The sequence below is a fragment of the Micromonospora palythoicola genome (genome assembly GCF_036689795.1).
GTDB classification, from domain to species: domain Bacteria; phylum Actinomycetota; class Actinomycetes; order Mycobacteriales; family Micromonosporaceae; genus Micromonospora; species Micromonospora palythoicola.
In genome coordinates, this window is record NZ_JBAGKI010000067.1 from 1 (window position 1) to 22271 (window position 22271).

17 protein-coding genes are annotated in these 22271 nt (G+C 70.6%); 9 read left to right on the forward strand and 8 right to left on the reverse strand.

Going from position 1 to position 22271, the window contains the following annotated elements:
- Positions 1-230 precede the first annotated feature (230 nt).
- Positions 231-3779: a ThuA domain-containing protein gene (locus V5O40_RS23090; RefSeq protein WP_332907399.1), complete on the reverse strand. Its 3549-nt coding sequence runs from the start codon at positions 3777-3779 to the stop codon at positions 231-233.
- Positions 3780-4304: 525 nt separating this feature from the next.
- On the opposite strand from V5O40_RS23090, the gene V5O40_RS23095 reads away from it, so the two are divergent.
- The 6 genes from V5O40_RS23095 to V5O40_RS23120 all read left to right on the forward strand — a co-directional run bounded on the left by V5O40_RS23095 (position 4305) and on the right by V5O40_RS23120 (position 12477).
- On the forward strand, positions 4305-5813 hold the full coding sequence (locus V5O40_RS23095; protein ID WP_332907400.1) for a sugar ABC transporter ATP-binding protein: 1509 nt from the start codon (positions 4305-4307) through the stop codon (positions 5811-5813).
- Positions 5814-5889: 76 nt separating this feature from the next.
- A complete protein-coding gene (locus tag V5O40_RS23100) occupies positions 5890-6903 on the forward strand; it encodes an ABC transporter permease (RefSeq protein ID WP_332907401.1) in 1014 nt (337 codons plus the stop codon).
- A gap of 1 nt (position 6904) precedes the next feature.
- On the forward strand, positions 6905-7888 hold the full coding sequence (locus tag V5O40_RS23105; protein WP_332907402.1) for an ABC transporter permease: 984 nt from the start codon (positions 6905-6907) through the stop codon (positions 7886-7888).
- Between the two features lie 11 nt (positions 7889-7899).
- Entirely contained in the window at positions 7900-9087 is a 1188-nt protein-coding gene (locus V5O40_RS23110; RefSeq protein WP_269739049.1) for a substrate-binding domain-containing protein, read from the forward strand.
- A gap of 7 nt (positions 9088-9094) precedes the next feature.
- Positions 9095-9946: a sugar phosphate isomerase/epimerase family protein gene (locus V5O40_RS23115; protein WP_332907403.1), complete on the forward strand. Its 852-nt coding sequence runs from the start codon at positions 9095-9097 to the stop codon at positions 9944-9946.
- Positions 9947-10080: 134 nt separating this feature from the next.
- Positions 10081-12477, forward strand: a complete 2397-nt coding sequence (locus V5O40_RS23120) for an RICIN domain-containing protein (protein ID WP_332907404.1) — start codon at positions 10081-10083, stop codon at positions 12475-12477.
- A gap of 61 nt (positions 12478-12538) precedes the next feature.
- Here V5O40_RS23120 and V5O40_RS23125 read toward each other — a convergent pair whose 3' ends face one another.
- On the reverse strand, positions 12539-13801 hold the full coding sequence (locus tag V5O40_RS23125) for a hypothetical protein (RefSeq protein ID WP_332907405.1): 1263 nt from the start codon (positions 13799-13801) through the stop codon (positions 12539-12541).
- Between the two features lie 277 nt (positions 13802-14078).
- On the opposite strand from V5O40_RS23125, the gene V5O40_RS23130 reads away from it, so the two are divergent.
- The 3 genes from V5O40_RS23130 to V5O40_RS23140 all read left to right on the forward strand — a co-directional run bounded on the left by V5O40_RS23130 (position 14079) and on the right by V5O40_RS23140 (position 17761).
- Entirely contained in the window at positions 14079-15305 is a 1227-nt protein-coding gene (locus V5O40_RS23130) for an MFS transporter (protein WP_332907406.1), read from the forward strand.
- Positions 15306-15354: 49 nt separating this feature from the next.
- Complete coding sequence (locus V5O40_RS23135) at positions 15355-16947, forward strand: GGDEF domain-containing protein (RefSeq protein WP_332907407.1); 1593 nt, start codon at positions 15355-15357, stop codon at positions 16945-16947.
- 67 nt (positions 16948-17014) lie between these two features.
- The gene (locus tag V5O40_RS23140; RefSeq protein WP_332907408.1) at positions 17015-17761 is read left to right on the forward strand and encodes a YqjF family protein; all 747 of its coding nucleotides are present in this window, start codon (positions 17015-17017) and stop codon (positions 17759-17761) included.
- Positions 17762-17783: 22 nt separating this feature from the next.
- Here the strand turns inward: V5O40_RS23140 and V5O40_RS23145 are convergent, their stop codons facing one another.
- The 6 genes from V5O40_RS23145 to V5O40_RS23170 form a co-directional block, all read right to left on the reverse strand.
- Entirely contained in the window at positions 17784-18083 is a 300-nt protein-coding gene (locus tag V5O40_RS23145) for a helix-turn-helix domain-containing protein (RefSeq protein WP_332907409.1), read from the reverse strand.
- A gap of 3 nt (positions 18084-18086) precedes the next feature.
- Complete coding sequence (locus V5O40_RS23150) at positions 18087-18350, reverse strand: type II toxin-antitoxin system RelE/ParE family toxin (protein WP_332907410.1); 264 nt, start codon at positions 18348-18350, stop codon at positions 18087-18089.
- Between the two features lie 101 nt (positions 18351-18451).
- Entirely contained in the window at positions 18452-19852 is a 1401-nt protein-coding gene (locus V5O40_RS23155; protein WP_332907411.1) for a permease prefix domain 1-containing protein, read from the reverse strand.
- Positions 19849-20223, reverse strand: coding sequence for a PadR family transcriptional regulator (locus V5O40_RS23160; protein WP_332907412.1), 375 nt, complete (start codon positions 20221-20223; stop codon positions 19849-19851). Before V5O40_RS23160 ends, V5O40_RS23155 begins: the two co-directional genes overlap by 4 nt.
- 138 nt (positions 20224-20361) lie before the next feature.
- On the reverse strand, positions 20362-21852 hold the full coding sequence (locus V5O40_RS23165) for a DEAD/DEAH box helicase (protein ID WP_332907413.1): 1491 nt from the start codon (positions 21850-21852) through the stop codon (positions 20362-20364).
- A 163-nt stretch (positions 21853-22015) separates the two neighbouring features.
- Complete coding sequence (locus V5O40_RS23170; protein ID WP_099851929.1) at positions 22016-22237, reverse strand: hypothetical protein; 222 nt, start codon at positions 22235-22237, stop codon at positions 22016-22018.
- Between the last annotated feature and the right edge of the window lie 34 nt (positions 22238-22271).

Consider the following 22271-nt stretch of genomic DNA (forward strand, 5'->3'; position numbering starts at 1 on the left):
GCCCGCCGGCCGGGGCCCGCCCCGGGGCCCCCGGCCCGGGGGGGTTGGGGTTCGCGGCCCCCCCCCGCGCGCCGCGGGCCGGCGGCCGGCGCGGGCCCGGCCGCGTGCGCCGGGGCCGCGGCCGGGCCCCGGGCGCAGGGGCTCGGTACGCCCAGGGTCGGGACCGGCTCCGCTTTCCGGAGTCCGGTCCCGACCGGAGACGTCACTGACCAGCGCGATGGTCGCGGCTGTCAGGCCAGGCTGAACCGCCACTGCTGGTTGGTGCCGCTGTGGCAGGTCCACTGCAACAGGCGGGCGCCGTCGGTGGTGGCGCCGCCGTTGACGTCGATGCAGAGCCCGCTCAGCACACTCTTCACCGTGTAGACCCCGGTGGTGCCGGTGGAGGTGACGGTGAACTTCTGCTGGTTGCCGTTGTTGCAGGTGGCCTGCTGAAGGAAGGCACCGGGAGTGGTGGAGCCACCGGTGATCTCCGCGCACTTGTTGCTGTGGACGGCCCGGAGATAGACGGCGCCGCCGCCGGCGTCGACCGCCTGCCACTTCTGGTTGTTGCCCCCGGTGGACGACCACTGGTGGATCTGGGCGCCGTCGGCAGTGGAGACGCCGCTGACGTCCATCAGCTTGTTGCTGTGTTGTGCGGTGAGCGTCCACGTGCGGCCGGCAATCCCGCCACCGGTGTCACCGACGCCCACTCCCGGACCACCGAAGGTGTGCGAGTCGAGGTCGAACCAGTTGTTGGCGCTGCCCTTGAACACCAGGTACAGGGTGTGGGTGCCGGCCAGCGGGGTGACGTTCACCGGCGGTGTGGACTGGTAGTTGTCCCAGCCGCCGGTGCTCGGCACCGGAGTGGTGGCCAGCAGCGTGCCGGTCGGCGACCCGGCCCGCAGCTCGATCGATCCGCCGCCGGAGGGCGACGACAGCCGGTAGCTGACGGTGTTGATGCCGGACAGGCTCATCGGGGTGAACGCCACCCAGTCGTTGTTGGAGATGTCCCCGATGCGCTTGCCGCTCTCCGCGCCGGCCTGGTCGATGACCCGGGTGCCGGACTGGCTGCTGTAGTACTCGGCCTGCTTGTGCTTCGGCTGGAGGATCACCTGGGCGCGGCCGGTGAGTGGGGCCGCGCCACCCGCGCCCCCGTTGTCGGTGTACCGCGCGTTCAGCACGTAGAACAGGTTGGCGCCGTCCGGGTGCCCGCCGAGCAGGTCGGTGGGGATGGTCCCGGAACAGCCGGCGTAGTCGGTGGTCTCGTGCGCGTGGTCGTCGTGCCCGAGCGCCGGGTTGAGGAAGACCTTGCTGCAGTCGACCGCCGCGCCACCCGGATCGGTGACGGTGATCTGGTACGACACCCGGTCGCCGAAGGTGAGCATGCCCCCGTTGGCCGGCGTGGTGATGGTGACCACCGGAGCGGTGTTGCCGACGGTGATCGGCACGTTGGCGAACGCGGTCTTGCCCGAGCTGTCGGTGACCTTCAACTGCGCCGTGTAGTTGCCGTTGCTGGTGTAGACCTTCGACGGGTTGGCCGCCGTGGAGGTGGTGCCGTCGCCGAACGTCCACTGGTAGCTGATCGTGTCACCCGGGTCGGGATCGGCCGACCCGGCGCTGGAGAACTGCACGGTCAACGGAGCGTTGCCGCTGGTCGGCGTGCCGCTGGCCTTGGCGATCGGTGACCGACCACCCTGGACGTAGTCGATCCGGTAGAGACCGGAGTCGCTGTTGCCGCCACCGAAGTTGGTGCCCCACTCCAGCAGGTAGAGCGAACCGTCCGGGCCGAACTCGAGGTCCATCGGGCTGTTGAACCGGGTGCCGGGCAGGAACGGGTTGGTCCGGGTGACCGCGGAGGCCGAGTCGAAGTGCATCTCCTTGATGTAGTCACGCGACCACTCGTAGAAGAAGTGCACGCCGTCGTAGTACGGCGGGAACTTCGTCGCCGACGGGTTCTCCGGGTCGTAGCGGTAGACCGGTCCGCCCATCGGCGCCGAGCCACCCGAGCCCACCTCCGGGAAGTTCTGCGAGGCGCCGTAGCCGTACCACATGTTGGGCGCGACGACCGGCCGGAGGTTGGTCAGGCCGGTGTTGTTGGGCGAGTTGTTGACCGGTGCGGCGCAGTTGAACTTGGCGCCGACCACGCCGGTGTCCGGGTTGTACGGCGCGTACGGCTGGTTGTCGCCGTGGCAGAACGGCCAGCCGTAGTTGCCCGGAGTCTTGATCACGTTGAGTTCGACGAGGCCCTCGGGCCCCCGGTTGGTGGTCGGCGGGTTCCGGTCCGGTCCGTAGTCGGCCAGGTAGACCCAGCCGTTGGCCGGGTCGATCGAGAAGCGGAACGGGTTGCGGAAGCCCATCGCGTAGATCTCGGGCCGGGTCTGGGCCGTCCCCTGCGGGTAGAGGTTGCCCGAGGGGATGGTGTATCCACCGCCGGCGGAGGGGCGGATGCGCAGCAGCTTGCCGCGCAGGTCGTTGGTGTTGCCGGCGGTACGCGCCGAGTCGAGCATGTGCTTGCCCGGGCGCCAGTCCAGCGGGGCGTAGCCCTGCCAGTTCGGGTCGAGGTTGGGTGCGACGTCGTCGCCGGTGCCGATGTACAGGTTGCCGTCGGGCCCGAAGGCGATGTACCCGCCGGTGTGCCCGGGCTCGGGGTACGTCCGGTCCCGGTAGGCGGGGATGTCGATGATCGTCACCCCGCTGGACATGTTCAACGTGTCGCCGTTGAGTGTGTAGCGGGAGACCCGGTTGACGTCGGTGGAGCTGCTGGCCGGTGCGTGGTACAGGTACACGTACCCGTTGCTGGCGAAGTTCGGGTCGAGCGCCAGCCCGGTGAGTCCGTCCTCACCTCCGGTGTAGACGGACAGCGTGCCGGCGGTCACCGTGCTGCTGGTGCTCGGCTTGAAGATCTTGACCTGGCCGCCACGCTGGACGTAGAGCACCCGGCCGTCGGGCGCCACGGCGAGCGCCATCGGGTCGACGGTGTTGCTGTCGAGGGTCCGCTTCTCGAAGTTGCCCCAGACGGTGCCGCCGCAGTCGCCCGGCTCGTTGCCGGCGGCCCACTTCACCCCGCCGAGGACGTGGTTGCGGAAGTGGGTCTCGCTGTAGGACGCCGCGGCGTGACCCATCGCGGTGGCCCAGACCCGGCCACCGCCGGTGTTACGGCACCAGGAGATCGGGTGATCGGAGCCCATCGCGCGAGGTCCCGGGTTGTACGTGCGCTCGTCGGCGGTGACCAGGACGTGCACCTCACCGCGCGGGTTCTTGTCGAAGTTGTACCACTCCTCGCTGCGGTTCCAGCGGTCCGGCAGGCTTGCCGTCGACGGGTGCTTCTTGTCGGCGACGATGGCGGTGCCGGGCAGGACGCCGGGGGAGTGCTCGGGCATGTGGGCACCCGCGTTGATGGTCTGGTCCCACCACGGGTACTCGGCTTCGATGCCCATGTCGGTGGCGTTGTGGATGGCCACGATGCCCTTGCCGCTGGCGAGGTAGCCCTCCACCGCCTGGCGTTGGCTGGCGGAGGTCCACACCATGCCGGACGTCTGGAACATGATCAGGACATCGAAGGTGGCCAGGTTCGCCGCGGTGAAGACGCTGGAGTCCTCACTGTGTACCAGTTCGAAGTTGTCGGAGGCGGCCTGCTGCTGGAACATCGAGACCCCGGCCGGGATCGAGTCGTGCCGGTAGCCGGTGGTCTTGGTGAACAACAGGGCACGGAACTCCGGAGCCGCTGATGCCGGCTGGACCAGCGCGAGCGCCAGTAACAGACCGGAGATCAGTCCGATGATGGCTGTCTTACGACGCATGCCGTCTCCTCGTCGGGGCGGAGCAACAGGGGGCGCGACCACGAGTCCGGTCGCCTCCCACGGCACGTCGGGTGGTGCCTGGTGGCACGACGGGACGCGCGAAGGTCGTCGCGCGGTTCGTCGCACCGGGGCGACTCTGCCGGATGTAACGCAGAGTCACGCCTGAGTGGGTTCCGGGCCCCGTGATGGCAAGGAGCCTTAATAGTGTTGATATGGACATATATTGATGTTAGCGACAACATGGATGGGACTGATCATTGGCGCCTGCGTTCCCCAGTGGACCTGACCCGGCGTCGTTGCCCGCCACCGGCCCGGTCGGGAGTCCGGGAAGATCGGGGATTGCGTACCAATCCCCGAGCATCTATCTTCATACGTGTGATGTTTCGGTCATGTCAAGCGAAAGTTTGAGCACGACAACAGGAAGCTTCGCTTCCGATAACTAAAGCCAGGTGACCGGCCGGTCCCGAGCGAATTTCGAGGTGGCACACCGATGCCCTTGGCGATTACTTTCCGTGAGGATTCTTGATGTCGGCTCGACCCCCGGCGCTGTTGGCCCTGCGGGGCATCGGCAAGTCCTTCTTCGGGGTACGCGTACTCGACGGTGTCGACCTCGACGTGGCACCGGGCGAGGTGCACGCCGTGGTGGGGGAGAACGGCGCCGGCAAGTCCACCCTGATGAAGATCGTCTCGGGTGGGTACGCCCCGGACGCCGGCACCATCGAGTTCGCCGGGCAGCCCCGCGTCTTCGGCGGCCCGCGGGACGCGCAGCGCGCCGGCATCGGCATCATCCACCAGGAGTTCAACCTCCTGCCGGAGCGCACCGTCGCGGAGAACGTGTACCTGGGCCATGAGCCGAAGCGGCGCGGCCTGGTCGACCGGCGACAGATGCTCAGCCGCACCGCGGAGCTGCTGGCCACCATCGGGGAGACGGACCTGCCCGCCGAGGCCGTGGTGGGTCGCCTGGGGGTCGCCCAGCAGCAGGTGGTGGAGATCGCCAAGGCGCTCGCGCTGGACGCGCGCCTGCTCATCATGGACGAGCCCACCGCCGCGCTCGCCGACCACGAGGTCGAACTGCTCTACGGCCTGGTGCGACGGCTGCAAGAGCAGGGCATCGGCCTGCTCTACGTCTCGCACCGGTTGACCGAGGTCTTCGACCTGTCCGATCGGATCACGGTCCTCAAGGACGGGCGCCTGGTGCGGACGATGCCCACCGCCGACGCCACCGCCGAGGACGTGGTGCGCCAGATGGTCGGTCGGGAACTGTCCAGCTACTACCCGGATCGGGCCGTTTCCGCGGACATCGGCGCGGTACGGCTCACCGTGCGCGGCGGGGGGAACCGGAAGCTACGCGACGTCGACCTGGACCTGCGCGCCGGTGAGGTGCTGGGAATAGGTGGCCTGCAGGGCTCCGGGCGATCGGCGCTGGCCCGCGCGCTGTTCGGAGTGGAACCGTTCACCTCCGGCATGGTCACGATCGACGGTCGGCCGACCCGGCTGCGCTCACCGCGCGCGGCGACCCGGGCCGGCCTCGCGTACGTCAGCGAGGACCGCAAGGGCGAGGGCATCGTCGCCCGGCAGTCCGTGCTCGACAACGCCCTGCTCGCGAGCCGGGCGGTCGTGCCGGCCCGCTCGGGCCGCGCCGCGCGCACCGTACGCGTCCGCGAGCTGCTCGCCGCGGTGGAGGTCCGGGCCGCCGGTGACGACCAGGAGATCCGGTTCCTGTCCGGCGGTAACCAGCAGAAAGTGGTGCTGGCCCGTTGGCTCGCGCTCGACCCGCTGATCCTGCTCTTCGACGAACCCACCCGGGGCATCGACGTGGGCGCGAAGTCGGCGATCCACGATCTCGTCCGTCGGCTCGCCCGCGCGGGTGCGGCGGTACTGATGATCTCTTCCGAGCTGCCGGAGCTGCTCGGCATGAGTGACCGACTGCTCGTCATGCGCGACGGCCGCGTCGCCGGTGAGCTGCCCGCCGGCGCCACCGAGGAGGATGTCCTCGCCCTGGCGGTCGGCACGGTACGGGAGGCGGCGGCGTGAGTGAGCGTAGCGAGCGAACCATCAGGCTCAGCAGCGTGGCGTCTCACGCCGCTGCGGAGCGAAGCGAGGCGGCGGCGTGAGCGAGCGTAGCGAGCGAGCCGTCGGGCTCGGTGGCGTGAGCCTGCTGTCGCTGCGGCCGACCCGACGGCCGGTGCCGGGCGTGTTCGTGGCGCTGGCCATCACGCTGGCGGTCGGTTGGCTGGTCGTCATGATCGACGGCGGTCAACTGTTCAACCAGTCGACGACGGTGAGCCTGTTGCACGTCGCCGCCGGACTGGGCCTCGTCGCCGTCGGGCAGACCCTGGTCATCCTCGGTGGTTCGCTCGACCTCTCGGTGGCGTACGTGATCAGCTTGAGCACCCTCGTCGCGGCCGAGACGATGAACGGCCGCGACGGCGCGTTGTTGCCCGCGGTCGGCCTGGCGCTCACGGTCAGCGCCGCGGTCGGGTTGCTCAACGGACTGCTCGTCACCCGGCTGCGGATCAACGCGTTCATCGCCACTCTCGGCGTCGGGCTGCTGCTCAAGGGATATCTCGACAACGGCTACGACGGGCCGGCCGGCAGCACCTCGCCGGGGCTCGTGCAGAGCCTGGGCTACCAGCGCATCGGCCCGGTACCGCTGTCCTTCCTGCTGCTGCTCGCGGTCACCGGGGCGTGCTGGTTCGCTCTGGCGCGGACCCGGTTCGGTCACCACCTGGTCGCCGTCGGCGGTGACCCGGAGGTCGCCCGGCTCTCCGGCGTCCGCAACGACCGGGTGCTGGTCACCGCCCACGTGCTCTGTTCGCTGTGCGCCGGGCTCGCCGGGATCTACCTGGCCAGCCGGCTCGGCTCGGGTGCCCCCCGGGTGGGCACCGAGGGCCTCTACGACCTGGAGTCGATCGCCGCGGTGGTGATCGGTGGCACCGCTCTCGCCGGTGGCAAGGGCGGCGTCGTCGGCACGCTCGGCGGCGTGCTGCTGCTCGCCAGCATCGACGCCATCTTCAACCAGCTCGAAGTTGACGCCTTCTTCAAGCAGGTGATCCGGGGGGCCATCATCATCGCCGCGGTGGCCGTCTACGCCCGTCGGGCCATGCGAAAGGCGGCCGTCTGACATGCAACTCGTCCAGCGTCGCCCGCTGCCGCCCCAACTGTCCCGGGTCCGCACCGGCGGCCTGCTGCCCCTGCTCGCGATACTCGCGGTGCTGCTCGTGCTGGTCGCCGTTCGCCAGCCCGACTTCCTGGCTCCGGCATCCCTGATGTCCTTCCTCGGCCGGTCGGCCCCGATCATCCTGCTCGCCGCCGGTCAGTACTTCGTGATCGTCTCCGGCGAGTTCGACCTGTCCGTCGGCTCGTTGGTGACCGCGCAGGTCGTGGTCGCCGCCCGGCTCATCGACAGTGATCCGTCCCGGACCTGGCCGGTGGTGCTGGTGCTGCTCGCCGGTGGGGTGCTCGTCGGGCTGGTCAACGGGCTGATCACGACGCGCCTGCGGGTGCCGTCGTTCATCACCACGCTGGGCATGTTCCTGATCCTGGTGGGGGCGGTCTATCTCTGGTCCGACGGCGCGCCGAAGGGTGGGCTCTCCGAGGAGTTCCGTCGGTTCGGCCGGCGCGCCTTCGAGGACGTGCCGGTGCTCGGTCGCATCCCGTACGCCCTGGTCGTCCTGCTGGTCCTCGCCACGCTCGCGGTGCTGCTGATGCGCTCCGACTTCGGCCGGATCCTGATCGCGGTCGGGGACAACGCGCGGACGGCGGCGCTGAGCGGCGCCCGGGTGGGCCGTACCCGGACCATCGCCTTCATGCTCAGCGGCCTCGCCGCCGCCGTCGCGGCCATCCTGATCGGCGGCTACAGCGGGGTGTCCTTCCAGGCCGGTGCCGGTCTGGAGTTCGGTGCCATCACCGCGGTCGTCCTCGGCGGCGTCGCCCTGGGAGGCGGACGTGGCTCGGTCGTCGGCGCGATGCTCGGCGCGCTGACCCTGGAACTGCTCTTCACGCTCATGAACTTCTACGGCGTCTCCGGCGCCCTCAGACCGACCGTCCAGGGCGCCATCATCCTGTTCGCCGTGGCGGTCTCGACCCGACGTTCCACGTCGAGATAAGGGGAATCCTCATGAAACGACGCATGGCGGCCACGGCCGCGCTCCTCCTGGTGTCCCTCGTCGGCTGTGCCACCGACGAGCCCGTGGCGACTCCGTCGGACGGCGCCTCCGCACCACCGGCCGGGGCCGGCACCGGCGAGCAGTCGAAGTTCTTCGTGCAGGCCGACTACGACAACGAGCTCGCGTTGCTCGACGCCGCACCGACCGGGCCGGCCGACAAGCCGTGGGAGCAGGTGCTCAACCCGAAGATGGTGGACACCGCCAAGTTCAAGAAGGACGGCCCCCACAAGATCTGCTTCTCGAACGCGGCGCTGAACAACCCGTGGCGGCAGGTCGGCTTCAAGACGATGCAGGCCGAGGTCGAGGCGCAGGGCGACCGGATCTCCGAGTTCGTCCACGTCGACGCCGAGGGCAAGGACCAGAAGCAGATCGCCGACATCAACGACCTGCTCGGCAAGAGCTGCGACGCGCTCATCGTCTCGCCGAACACCACCGCCACGCTCACCCCGGCCGTGACGGCGGCCTGCGACGCCGGTCTGCCGGTCATCGTCTTCGACCGTGGCGTCGACACCGACTGCCCGGTGACGTTCATCAACCCGATCGGCGGGTACGGGTTCGGTCACGTCGGCGCGGAGTTCGTCAGCCAGCGGATGAAGCCCGGCGGCAAGGTCCTCGCGCTGCGCATCCTGCCCGGTGTCGACGTGCTGGAGACCCGGTGGTCCGCCGCGAAGGTGGCGTTCGACAAGGCGCAGGTCGACGTCGTCGGGGTCGAGTTCACCGACGGCGACCCGGCCAAGACCAAGAAGATCGTCAACGACTACATCCAGCGGCACGGCACCATCGACGGTGTCTGGATGGACGCCGGCGCGGTCGCCGTCGCGGCGGTGGAGGCGTTCCAGGACGCCGGTCAGCCGGTGCCGCCGATCAACGGTGAGGACCAGCTCGACTTCCTCAAGATGTGGAAGGACGAGGGGCTCACCGCGATCGCGCCCACCTACCCGACCTACCAGTGGCGTACGCCGATCATCGCGGCGCTGCGGATCCTCGACGGCCAGCAGGTGTCCGACCCGTGGAAGCTGCCCCAGCCGACGATCACCCAGGAGAACCTGGACAGCTACCTCGACCCGAACATGCCGCCGCTGCACTACGCCATGTGCGGCTGCACCGACCTGCCGGGTTACCCGCAGCGCTGGAAGTAGGCGTCCGATGCGTGCCGTCGGTGTCAATCCCTGGGTCTGGGCCTCGCCGGTCGACGACGAGGCCCTGGCCGCGCTGATTCCACGGATCGCGGCGCTCGGCTTCGACGCGGTCGAACTGCCGATCGAGCAGCCGGGCGACTGGGATCCGTACCGCGTCCGCGACCTGCTCGCCAGGTACGGGCTGGCCGCCGCCGGCGTCTGCGCGGTCACCCCACCCGGGCGGGAACTCGTCAATGCCGAGCCCGCCGTGGTGGAGGCCACGGTGGCGTACCTGAACAGCTGCGTGGACAGCGCGGCGATCATCGGCGCGCCGTGCGTCGGTGGTCCGGTCTACGCGTCGGTCGGCCGCACCTGGCGGATGACGCCGGCGGAACGCGCCACCTGCTACGTGGATTTCCGTCGGGCGCTGGTGCCGGTCGCCGACCGGGCCGCCGAGCGGGGGGTGTCCATCGGGGTGGAGGCGCTCAACCGGTACGAGACAAGCGTCGTGAACACGCTCGAACAGGCCGTGGAGATGATCGACGGGCTGCCGTCGAACGTCGGTCTCATGATCGACACGTATCACATGAACATCGAGGAGGCGAACCCGTACGCGGCGCTGGCCGCGGCGGGTCCGCACATCAAGCACGTGCAGGTAAGCGGCACCAACCGGGGCGCGCCCGGGTCGGATCACCTGGACTGGCCCCGGCTGCTCGCCGCCCTGGCCGCCACCGGCTACTGGGGTGCGATCTGCATCGAGTCGTTCACCCCGGAGAACGCGACGATCGCGACCGCCGCGTCGATCTGGCGCCCGCTCGCCCCGTCACCGGACCGGCTCGCGGGGGACGGGCTGGCCTATCTCCGCAGCATCCTCGGCTGAGCCGCGCCGCCGCGCCGGCATCGGGTCACCGGCGTGATCTCGGTCGATCCTTGCGCAGACATCATTCGTATGATGAACTGCCGTCCACATACCACCCACCACATCGCACCACCCGTCCAGGTAAGGAGACCCCCGTGTCCGTACCTCCACCCCCCGGCACACCCCGACGGGTGCTGGCCGCGACGGCGGCGGTGGCGCTGACCGCCGCGGCCACCGTGGCCGCCGTGACCACGTTCGCCGCCCCGGCCCTCGCCGCGACCACCACCCTCTACGCGTCCCCCTCCGGTGGCGGCAGCGCCTGCACCGCCACCCAACCGTGCTCGTTGACCGGTGCGCAGAACGCCGTCCGCTCGATGAACAGCTCGATGTCGGGCGACATCGTCGTGCAACTGGCCGACGGCGTCTACCGGCTCTCCTCGCCGCTGCGGTTCACCGCCGCCGACTCCGGCACCAACGGCTACCGGGTCATCTGGCAGGCGGCACCCTCGGCCCGCCCCGTGATCAGCGGTGCCCGGGCGGTCACCGGCTGGTCGCAGGTGGACGCCGGCCGCAACATCTGGCGGGCCAACGTCGGCGCCGGCACCGACACCCGCCAGCTCTACGTCAACGGGGCACTCGCCACCCGGGCCCGCACCCAGGTCAACCGGGCGGACTTCACCGCGGACAGCACCGGCATGCGGTTCACCAGCGGCGCCCTGAGCTACCTCAACAACCTGGCCAACCAGAGCCGCATCCAGATGGAGAGCGTCAACTCGTTCACCGACCGGTACGTGTCGGTGCAGAGCATCAGCGGCAACCTGATCCGGATGCAGCAGCCCGGCTGGAGCAACAACAACTTCGGGTACGACACCTTCACCAGCCCGCACCGCGCCGGGCCGCTCTACCTGGCCAACGCCTACGAGTTCCTGGACACCCCGGGGGAGTGGTACCTCGACCCGGGCAGCGGCGCGCTGAACTACATCCCGCTCGCCGGCCAGAACATGAGCAGTGTGAGCGTGGAACTGCCGACGCAGCAGTCCCTGGTCAACCTCGGCGGGACCTACGCCTCGCCGGCAGACCACATCTCGTTCACCGGGATCACCTTCACCGGCACGACCTGGCTGGGCGCCAGCAGCAACCAGGGTTACGTGGACCAGCAGACCGGCGCCTACATCTACGGCAACTGGAACTGGCCCAGCTTCTCGTCCTGCCACAACGGCTGCCCGCAGTTCGAGGCCACCCGGCCGAACTGGCAGCAGATGCCCGCCGCCGTGCAGGTCTCGGCCGCCAACAACATCACCTTCAGCGACTCCCAGTTCGTCAACCTCGGGCAGACGGCCATCGGCATCGGCAACGACGCCAACGCCCACGCCAGCGGGGTGGGCCTGGGGGCCAGCAACATCACCGTCACCCGCTCCGAGATCGCCCGCAACGCGGCCGGCGGCATCGTCGTCGGTGGCGTACGCGCCGACGCCCACCACCCCAGTGACCAGCGCATGGTCAACCGGGACATCACCATCAGCAACAACCGCCTGCACGACCTGGGCATCGAGTACCGGGGCATCGTGTCGGTGCTCACCACCTACGTCACCAACTCCACGGTGTCGTACAACGAGGTCTACAACATGCCCTACACCGGCATGTCCATCGGGTACGGCTGGGGCTCCAACGACGCGGGTGGCAGCGAGCACTACGCCGGCCGTGGCCTGTACAACTACCAGCCGCGCTACACGACGGCCACCACCGCGTCGAACAACCGCCTGATCGGCAACTACGTGCACGACGTGATGCAGCAGATGAACGACGGTGGCTGCATCTACACCCTGTCGGCGAACCCGGGCGGGTTGATCAGCGACAACTACTGTCTGCGGACCAACGGCTACTTCGGCGTCTACTTCGACGAGGGGTCCCGCTACTACACCGCCCGCAACAACGTGTTCTCGTCCACCGGCACCTGGGCCACCGCCAACTACTGGTACGCCGAGAACATGGGCAACTTCACCGTCACCAACAACTGGTCGACGAACGGCAGCACCAACGTGACGAACGGAGACCGGGGCAACGTGGTGTCCGGGAACGTGACGGTCACCAACGGGAACTGGCCGTCCGGTGCCCAGGCGGTGATGGCCGGGGCCGGTCCGCAGGGCGGCACCAGCAACCCGCAGGGCGTGCAGATCGTCGGCACCCAGTCCGGCCGGTGCGTGGACGTCGACGGTGCCAGCACCGCCAACGGCGCCCAGGCGAAGCTCTGGGACTGCCACGGCGGCACGAACCAGCGCTGGACCCACACCGCCGGCAAGCAGCTGATGGTCTACGGCAACAAGTGCCTCGACGCGTCCGGCCAGGGCACCAGCAACGGCACCCTGGCGATCATCTGGGACTGCAACGGCCAGGCCAACCAGCAGTGGAACGTCAACGCCAACGGCACCATCACGGGTGCCCAGTCCGGGCTCTGCCTCGACGCCAGCGGCTACGGCACCACCAACGGCACGGTGATCCACCTGTGGGCCTGCCACGGAGGCAGCAACCAGCAGTGGAACCTGCGTAACTGACGCTCCGGGTGGGTGGGTTCGCGGTCCGGACCCACCCACCCCGGGCCGGCCCGGGCTCGGGTCAGGACGCCTGCCGGCGAAGATGCTCGGCGAAGGCGGCCTGGCTGCCGAGCATCTGCATGATCGCGTTGCGGTAGGCGACCGACGCCCACAGGTGCAGTTCCTCGTCGTCGATGTCGCCGAAGACCTGCGCGAGGGCCTTGCGTCGGCGGCGGTCGAGGACCTTCTGCGGTCGGGCCAGCAGATCGCCCTCGCGGCGCAGGGCTTCCAGACAGGCGGCGACGGCCGAGGTGTACCCGGCGCCGCCAAGTTCCTCCAGCAGGCCGAACTCGAAGGCGTGCAGCGCCGCTTCCGACTCCCAGTCCGGGGGCCGCTTGACGTGGCGGATCAGCATCGCGTGGCGCGCCTCGAACAGCAGCAGGATCCCCCGGCCGAGCCGGCTCAGCGGCCGGCGGGGCGACGGCAGCCGCAACGTGCGGACCGGTTGTCCGGTGGCCACGTCCACCGCACCGGCGAAGCTTGGCATCCGCTGACTGCCGGGCACCGGGTCGGGCACCAGGCACACCGGGTCGGCGTACACCAGGGTGGTCTGGCCGGAAAGGGCGCGCACCGTCGTCGCGTACCGCTCGGCGAAGGGCCGGTCGTCGGCCGGTGCGCCGGGAGCCAGGGCGTAGACCACCCCCGGCACACCGGCGGCGGGTACGCCCAGCACCCCGGAGCTCCGCAGGAAACCCCAGGTCGTCTCGGCCCAACGGCTGCGCCGCGCCACCTCGGCGGCGGTGTCCCGCCAGTCGCGGGCGAGTTGTAGCCGCTTTCGCACGTCGGTGGCGTCGGTCAGCTCGCCCAGCGCCCGGGGCAGTACGGTCCCGGAGTCGACGTCGAGCGGGTCGGTGACCATCGGCGTGACGACCGCCGCGTGCTCGGCGCAGTCCGCGTCGGTGTGCGGATCGCCGGTCGCGCCGTGGCAGTCCGCCAACCAGGTGACCTCCGGACTCGTCGACTGCCGGGCGAACGCCGGCGCCGGCAGCATGCCGGCGCGCAGGATCCTTTCGTACTGCACCTTGGCGCGGGCCGTCCGCAGCATGTCCAGCGGCAGCACCGGGGCCAGCGCCACGACCGTCTCGATGATCAGGCAGTGCGGGCAGACGGGCCCGTCCGGGTCGACCACCCGGAACTCCCGCAGATCGTCGAGCCCGGGCTGCTCCCACTGCACGCCGATGCCGCCGCCGTCGCGCAACATCACGTACAGGTGGGTGGTGGCCCGCCGTTCGCGGGTGACGGCCACCATCTCGTCGAGGAACCGCCGCCGGCTGATCTGTTCCACCGGGTCACTGTATCGACCGTGGTCGCGATCATGAAGGCGGCGCGACCCGGCGGAAACCGGTGTCCGTGTTCCGACTCGGACGACTATCCTCCGTGTCGACATCCGTCGACGGACAGGAGTTGAGATGCGCCTCGACCTGGTCACGGCCCCCGCTCCGACGCGAGAGCCCACCGTGCGCTGACCCGTGCGGCCCGCCGTCGGTCCACCGGCGGTGGCGGTGCTCCTCGCCGCGGAGCGGTCCCCTGACGGCCGTTCCCTTCCAGCTCGAGGAGCAATCTTGCGTGCCCCGACATCCGCGCGTCTCGGCGCGGACTTCGCCAAACTCTGGACCGCCTCGGCGGTGTCCAACGTCGGTGACGGCATCACCATGGCGGCCGGCCCACTGCTGGTCGCCTCCATCACCGACAACCCGGCGCTGGTCGCCGGTGCCGTCTTCGTGCAGCAGTTGCCCTGGCTGCTGTTCGCCCTGCTCAGCGGTGCCTACGTGGACCGGCTCGACCGGCGTCGCCTGGTGGTGACGGTGAACCTGGTCCGGGCCGCCGCCCTCACCACGCTGGCCCTCACCATCGCCACCGGAACCGTCACCGTGGTCGTCTGCTACGCGGTGCTCTTCCTGCTCGGTACGGGGGAGACGCTGGCCGACACCGCCATGGGCGCGCTGCTGCCATCGGTGGTCGCCGCCGACCGGCTGCCGAACGCGAACGCGCGACTCTACGCCACCTTCACGATCGGCAACCAGTTCGTCGCCAAGCCGTTGGGCGCCTGGCTGTTCGTGATCGCCGCGGCGGCACCGTTCGGCCTCAACGCACTCACGTTCGCCGTCGCCGCGGCGCTGCTGGCAAGGTTGCGGCCGGCCCCGGCACCGGCCACCACGACGCACGCCTCGGTGGTCCGCTCGATCGCCGAGGGGGTGCGGTGGCTGTGGCGGCACCGGCTGCTGCGGACCCTGGCCCTGAGCATGGGCGTGGGCAACGTCGCCTTCTGCGCCGCGTTCGCGGTGTTCGTGCTCTACTGCCGCCAGCGTCTGGGCGTCTCCGACGTCGGTTACGGCTTCCTGCTCACCGCGTTCGCGGTCGGTGGGCTGGCCGGCACCGCGCTGGCGGCCCGGCTGGTCGGGACGTTCGGACGAACCGGGGTGCTGCGGGCCGGACTGGTCGTCGAGATGCTCACCCACCTGATCCTGGCCACCACCACGACACTCTGGGTCGTGGTGGTCGTTCTGGTCATGTTCAGCGCGCACGGGATGGTATGGGGAGTCACCGTCGCGTCGCTGCGACAACGGCTGGTGCCGTCGCATCTGCTCGGCCGGGTCGGCAGCGCGTACGCGGTGCTCGATCTCGGTGGGGCGGCGGTCGGCTCCCTCCTCGGTGGTCTGATCGCCGGCATCTGGGGCCTCACGACACCGTTCTGGATCGCCGGGGTGACGATGGCGCTTGTCGCTGTGGCCGCCTGGCGACCGCTGGGACAGAGTCCGAACCGGTCGGAGACTATCGAAGAGGGCTGATTACCGTACCATCGGGCTGTTCTTCCCTGGGCGGTGCGGAGGAGACCGCATGGACGATGTGACCCTCCGAGCCCTGCGGCTACTGGAGGAGGCGCAGGCCGGTGGGGCGGCCCAGGTGCTGGCGGAGGCGGTCGCGGCACTGCGGGAACCGACCGGGGAACTGCGCGACGGCCCCGCGGCGATGCACTTCGCCCGGGTCGTCGCGCTGACCCGGCTCGGTGACCTGCGCGCCGCGATCGCCGCCGCCGATCTGATGCTTGTCGCCGCCGAGCGGGAGAACAGCGCCGGGTGGCGCTCCTGCGCGTTGTCGCTGCGCGCCGACCGGCGGCTGCGCCTCGGCGACCAGGACATCGCCGAGTACGACATCGAGGCCGTCCTGCGGGATCTCGTCCGCGCGGAGACGGCGCTGCTGGCCGGCGAACCCGATCCGGTGATCGAGGGCAACGCCCGCACCGGGCTGGCGATCGGGTACGCGAAGCTGCGCCTCTACGAGCTGGCGGTGCCGCAGTTCCAGGCGGCGTACGAGACCACCTGCCGACCCGGGTACCCGGACAACGGCAACCGGGCGATGTGGCTGTGCAACCTCGCCGAACTCAACCTGATGTGGGCCCTGGAGCTGTACCAGGTCGGTCAGGTCGCCGAGGCGGAGAAGCACACCACGGTGGCCGAGGAACACGCGGTGCGGGCGATGACGGAAGCCTCCGGCCCCAAGGCGGAGGTGTGGCGGCTCTCCGCGTCGCTGTTCGCGGCGTGCGCCCGCGCCGACCGCCAGGACCCGGCCGGTGCGGCGGAGGACATCCCCCGGGTTCTGGCGTCGCTGCGGGAGCACGGTGTCGGACAGCGACACCAGGAGCAACTGCTGTGCCGACCGTTCCACGCCGTCGCGCTCAGCCGGTCCGGGCGGCCCGGTGAGGCGCTGCGCGTCATCGAGGAGGCGGTTACCGGCCTGTCTGCCGACAACGACTGGCTGATCACCGCGGCGCTGCACCGTACGCACGCCGTCCTGCTGGCGAAGAACGGGGCGCGCGACGCGCTGCCCGGCCTCACCTACGGCGACGCGCTCGCGGAACTGCTGTGGCGGCAGCGGCACCGCTGGCTGCACGCGGCGGTGACCATGCAGTCGTACGACGTGCTGCGGTGGCAGCACGAGCGGGCCGAACGGGCCGCGCGGATCGACCCACTCACCGGGGTGGCCAACCGGCGTGGCCTCGACAGCTTCCTGGAGAACCTGGCCACTCCCACCACGGGCGCGCCCGACCCCGTGGCCGTGCTGATCGTCGACGTGGACCGGTTCAAGCAGATCAACGACTCGTTGGGGCACGCCACCGGCGACGACGTGCTGCGGAGGGTGGCGCAGGTGCTCGCGGCGAGCGTACGCCGGGACGACTTCGTGGCCCGACTGGGCGGGGACGAGTTCGTCGCGATCCTGCCGGGAGCCGATCTCGGTGCCGCCGAGCAGGTCGCCCAGCGGACCGTCGACGCCGTGGCCGGGATGACCGCCTGGCAGGTGCGGGTCAGCGTCGGTGTGGCCAGCGGCTACCCGTACACCCTGGGGGAGACCCTGGCGAACGCGGACCGCGCGATGTACGCGGCGAAGCGGGCGGGCGGAAACCGGATGAGCAGCCGTCACCCCTCCTCCTGATCGGACGGGCCGGTGCTGCCGACCCAGGGGAGTGCCGTGACGCCGGCCCGTCCGGCAGGATCGGTGTGTGGACATCGAGCCGGTCGACGCGGCACCCGTCCGGGGATTCCGCCGCGCGATGCTTCGGCAACGCTGGGACGACCTGGTCTTCCTGCACTGGCCGGTGGCGCCGGAGCGGGTCGCGCCGCTGCTGCCGGCCGGCACCCGCCCGGACACCGTCGACGGGCTGACCTACGTCGGGTTGATCGGCTTCCGGATGGTCGGGCTGGGGCTCGGTCTCGGGCCGGGTGTGCCGTACTTCGGCAGCTTCTGGGAAACCAACGTCCGGTTGTACTCCGTGGACGGCTCCGGCCGGCGGGCCGTGGTGTTCCGCTCGCTCGACGCCTCCCGGCTGGTGCCGGTGCTGGTGGCCCGGGCGACCCTGCGGTTGCCGTACCTGTGGTCGGCGATGAGCCTGGAACGCGACGGCGACCGACTCCGCTACCGCTGCCGGCGTCGCTGGCCCGGCCCGGCCGGTGCGACGAGCCGCATCGAGGTCCGGGTCGGCGAGCCGATCGCCGAGCCGACGCCGCTGGAGCACTTCGTCACCGCCCGCTGGGGCCTGCACACCCGGGCGTACGGGCGAACCCGGCACCTGCCGAACTGGCACCCCCGCTGGCCGCTGCACCAGGCGGAACTACTCGCCCTGGACGACGAACTGGTGACCGCCGCCGGTCTGCCGCCGCCGCAGGGGCCGCCGGTCAGCGTGCTCTACTCACCGGGGGTGCCGGTCGCCTTCGGCCCACCGTCCACCGTGCGTCAACCCAGAGCCTGATCAGCAGGCGATCGCCGGCGACTCAGGCAGCCGCGTCGCGTGGCTCGAAACTGACGCTGAGGCTGACGTCCAGGGCCGCCGCCAACCGCCCCAACACGGGCAGGGTCGGAACGGTGCCGCCGGCCTCGAACCGTGCGACCGCCGACTGCGTCATCCCCGATTCCTTGGCAAGCTGTGCCTGGCTCCAACCTCGGCGCTCACGAAGCTCTCGAATCGCACGACCGAGTTCGAACGCCAACCGCGTAACGTCGTACGCCTCCGCCGCCCCCGGCTCGGCCATCCGCCGCTCCCGCAGCGAGGCCCAATCACTACGCTCACCCATGATCTAGCCCTCCTTCTCCACGGCGCGGTGCGCCTCATCGATGCATCTGGCCAACACCCGGCGTGCTCGGTCGACCTCTCGCTCGTCGCGCATACGCGTCTTGTGAAAGACGGTCAGCAAGATGATCCGCTTGTCCGACGCGATCCAGTAGGTGATCCTGACTGCTTGCCGTTCCAGGTAGAACCGCAACTCGCGTAGCTTCCCATCCAGCTGTTTCGTGTACGGCTCGCCCAGCAGTGGCCCTTGTTCGGGGAGCCCCGGCCGCACGATGGCTCGCAGCTGACGCTTGCCGGAAGGGCGGCCACCGCGTTCGAACGGGTCGCGACGACGATCGTTCGCACCGGTGGCCGCTCGGGGCGCGTGGCGGATCAGAGGTAACTGAACAGCGGGGGGAAGAGCAGCACCACGATCCAGGCCCAACCGGCGTAGACCGGTAGGTAGCCGGTCTGCCAGCGCTCCAGGGCCGCGAACGGGGTGCGCCGGCGGACGAATCCCAGCACCAACCACGCCGACCAGGCGAGGTTAGCCAGCAGGATGACGTTCTCACCGAGTGCGGCGGCCTTGTTCGGGGTGGTGCCGTACTCGGTGATCCGCTCGGTGATCGCCCACAGCACCAGCACGTCGATGATGAGCGCGCTGACCACGAGGGCGAGTTGCAACCTGTCGAACAGGCCGGGCGGGGCCAGCGGGTCGCGGGCCGAGATGGAGTAGAGCAGCAGCCCCAGCACCACGACCAGCAGCAGGTCGAACAGGATCAGGGCCTCCCGCTCGACGTTGATGCCGGCGGTGGTCCAGACGATGGCGATCAGGAAGGCCAGTAACGCGGCGGTGAACAGCGGCGTGAACAGGCGGGTGAGGACGGGGGCGATGTTCTCGACGACGCTCTGCTTGGCCTCGACGAGCCAGCCCGCCACGACCACCGCGGCCACCACGCCGCACGGCAGCAACCACTGCGAGACGAAGCCCTCCGGGTCGATGCCGATGGCCTGGAAGGTGCCGACGGTGAAGGCGGTCAGCACGCCGCCGCCGAGGGCGATGAGAACGAAGTAGACGAAACACTCGCCGGTGAAGCGGATGAAGTCCATCCGTCGCCGCGACGAGCGTAGGTCGTCGGAGACGTAGGCCAGGCCGACCACGAACCACAGGGCGATGGGCAGGTGGATGGTGGTCAACACCAGCGACTGGGAGTTCTCCGCGAGGGGGTAGACGTTGGCGGCCACCGCGCCGAGGGCGAACAACGCCACCATCACCCCGATCACCGCTGTCCCGGCCCGGCGCCGCCAGGCCAGGTACGCGGCCAGCCAGGGCAGCGTGAACAACGCGAAGTTGGGGGCGTAAAAGGCCCCGTCCTGGTCGAAATCCAGGCCGAACAGCGCCGGTAGCTTGATCGACACGGCCGCGCCGACCGCGCAGACGATCATCGCGACCAGGTCGCGTCGGGACCGGTTGTCCCTCTCCGGGTCATCGGTGCCGCCGGTGAGGACCAGTTGCTTCCACAGCCGTTCCGAGTGCTCCCGGGCGAACTCGCGGGACAGCTCGTCCAGGCCGCCGAGCCGCTTGACCGCGACCAGGAACGCCTCGTCGGGGCGCAGGCCGGCGGCGATGAGTTCGTCGACCGAGCCGCGCAGGTGGTCCTCCAACTCCTCGGCGTCGGCGCGCTGCAACTCCGGCCGGCGGCGGACGTAGTGACGCCACTGGGCGAACTGGGCCTCCAGTTCGTCCGGTCCGGGGGATGCCGTGCCGCCGTCGGGGCTGCCGGGCGCGGTCATGCCAGACCTCCCAGGGGAATCGTCACCGCGCGTCGGACGTCGCCGGGGTCGACCCAGATCGCCTTGAGGGCGCTCACCACGGTGTCCCACTGGCGACGTTGCTCGGCCAGCTCGGCCAGGCCGCTGTCGGTGATGCGGTAGTACTTGCGTCGCCGCTCCCCGGGAACCGACTGCCAGCTCGACTTCACGTGACCGAGCCGTTCGAGCCGGTGCAGCAGGGGATAGAGCAACCCCTCGGTCCAGTCCAGCTCGCCGTCGGACAGCTCGTTGATCCGCCTGAGGATGGCGTACCCGTAGCTCTCCCCGTCGGCCAGGATGCCGAGCACCATCGGCGTCGCCGAGGCGGCGACGAGATCCTTGGTGACCTTCATGAGATTCTCCCACCACCAATACCTAGAACTGTGAGGCATAGTAGTTCTAGGTATTCGGGTGGCGCAAGGAAACGCCCGCCGGCATCGCCGGCGGGCGCTCAGGTGGATCGTCCAGGTTGTCGGGGGGGTGGGTGCCGCTCAGCGCCCGCCGCCACGCCCGCCGGGCCGGGCCCGGGCGGAGAACGCGGCCGCGCCGGAGCGCGCGGCACCGGCCTGCCCGGTGCCCGACCGGGCGGCACCGGATCGTCCGCTGCCGGCCGACGCGGACCGTGCCGAGCCGGCCGGTGCCGCCCGCCCCGAGTTGGCTGGAGCGGACCGGGCCGCGCTGGTCTGGGCGGATTTACCGCCGCGTCGACGGCGACCCGTGGGTGCGGGCGGTACCTCCCGCCGGGTGGCCGGGGTCCCGGCGGCCGGCGCGACCGCGAGCGTTCGTTCCCCCGGCGCGAGCTGACGCAGCAGCGCGTCCCCGGGACGCAGTCGGGTGGTGGTCGCCGCGATGCCCGCCTTGCGGGTCAGCTCCCGCACCTCGGGGGCCTGCGTGTCGGTCATCAGCGTGACGACCGTCCCGGCCGCGCCGGCCCGGGCGGTACGCCCCGACCGGTGCAGGTACGCCTTGTGCTCCACGGGTGGATCGGCGTGCACGACGAGGGCCACGTCGTCCACGTGGATGCCCCGCGCCGCGATGTCGGTGGCCACGAGCGTGCGCACCGTGCCGTCGGAGAACGCCTGGAGGTTCCTGGTGCGCGCGCCCTGGGCCAGGTTGCCGTGCAGCTCCACCGCGGCCACCCCGGCCGCGACCAGCCGGCGGGTGAGGGTCTTGGCGCCGCGCTTGGTGCGGGTGAACACCACCGTCCGGCCCGGCGCGGCGGTCAGGTCGACCAGCACGGCGAACCGGTCCTCGGCCTGCACGTGCAGCACGTGGTGCGTCATCGCGGCGACCGGCGACCGGGGAGAGTCGACGCTGTGCACCACCGGATCGGTGAGGAAACGCCGCACGAGCACGTCGACGCCGGAGTCCAGGGTGGCGGAGAAGAGCAGCCGTTGCCCATCGCGCGGGGTCAGCTCCAGCAGCCGGCGGACGGTCGGCAGGAACCCCAGGTCGGCCATGTGGTCGGCCTCGTCGAGCACGCTGATCTCGACGGCGTCCAGGTGGGCGTGCCCGGCCTGCACGTGGTCGGCGAGCCGGCCCGGGCAGGCCACCAGCACGTCGACCCCGGCGCGCAACCCGGCGATCTGTGGCCGCGCGGCGACGCCGCCGAAGACGGTCATGGTGCGCAGCGACAACGCCTGGGCCAGCGGCGCCATCACGCTGTCGATCTGGGTGGCCAGCTCCCGGGTGGGCGCGAGGATGAGCGCCCGGGGCCGTCCGGGCCGGCGGGGCGTCGCGGTGGCGGCCAGCCGGGTGAGCACCGCCAGGGCGAAGGCGTACGTCTTGCCCGAACCGGTGCGGCCCCGACCGAGCACGTCGCGACCGGCCAGGGCGTCGGGCAGTGTGGCGGCCTGGATCGGGAATGGCCGCTCCACCCCGCTCGCGGCCAGCACCCGGGTGAGTGCGGCGGGCACGCCCAGCTCGGCGAAGGTCGGGACGGTGGGCGGGGTGGTCTGTTGCTGCGGGCGGCGTGCCGCCATGAAGGCTCCGAACGTCGAAGGGGACGTCCCACCCGGCGCTGCGTTGCCGGCCATGGCCGGGCGCGTCGACGGCGCGGGGTCTGGGACATCGAGTCGGACCCGCCGTCGGGCGGGTCGCACGATCATCCTACCCGACCGACGACTGGCCGGCTGCCGGTGCGGTTCAGGAGGGTGCCACGACCCGCCAGCGGCTCTGGCCGCCCATCCACGCACCGGCCAGGATCTCCGCCGACTTGCGGCCGGGGCAGGGGTAGATCTTCGAGCGGCCGGTGCCGCCGCCGGCCCGGGCCTCGACCTCCCACGACTCCCCGTCGGTGCGGATGTAGACGTCGCGACGTCCGCGTGGGGTGTGGTCGCCGTTCCACCAGTGACGCTCAACTCTCACCCGCTGACCGTATAGCACCAGGTCCGTCAGGGAA